At 33.5% G+C, this 591-nt stretch carries 2 protein-coding genes; one reads left to right on the plus strand and one right to left on the minus strand.

Annotation, left to right across the window (positions count from 1 at the left end; all coding sequences use genetic code 11):
- The first annotated feature begins 183 nt into the window (after positions 1–183).
- Positions 184–318: a YtzI protein gene (gene ytzI / locus AC1DRF_RS31570; protein ID WP_016763550.1), complete on the plus strand. Its 135-nt coding sequence runs from the start codon at positions 184–186 to the stop codon at positions 316–318.
- A gap of 29 nt (positions 319–347) precedes the next feature.
- Here ytzI and AC1DRF_RS31575 read toward each other — a convergent pair whose 3' ends face one another.
- Complete coding sequence (locus AC1DRF_RS31575) at positions 348–545, minus strand: helix-turn-helix domain-containing protein (RefSeq protein ID WP_013082432.1); 198 nt, start codon at positions 543–545, stop codon at positions 348–350.
- Positions 546–591 lie beyond the last annotated feature (46 nt).

Raw genomic sequence — 591 nt, forward strand, 5'->3', positions numbered from 1 at the left:
ATGCAGGATAATCCGCTACCTTTTTTAATTGTTTTTTCAACTCTTTTTCATTCATTATAAACACTCCTTTATTTTAGGCTGTTACTAGTATGCGTTTGTCGTTTCTGCACTATGTGGAGAAAGAAGGAATTTCACCAATAAGACCGAAAGCATACGTAATAAGAAAAAGAAAGGACGTTTTATATGATCATCATTATTACGCTCTCTATTATCATTGTATTTGTTATTTTACTGCTATGCATAGTTACTACTTCGAAAGCTTACGATTACAAACATACGGTAGATCCGCTTACAAAAAAACAAGACGAAAAAAAGTAGGTGCGCTCGTTTCACACCTACTTTTTGTATTACCCTTGCAGTGTTTTTAAATCGTGATCGTTCAATTGAAATGCTTGCTTAATTTTGTCTTCCAAGTTTTTTGTTACTCTTCGCTTCCCCACTTCAACCAGTGCAATTAAAGAAAAACTGCAGTTTACTGCTTGAGCGAAGTTTCGCTGATTCATATTGTAGTTTTTTCGAATGTTTTTTACCGTTTCTTTATTCATTTACACTCACTCCGCTTAACTCAATATACTTTTTTCTACTCAAGTT

Source organism: Priestia sp. P5_B4 (assembly GCF_056400385.1).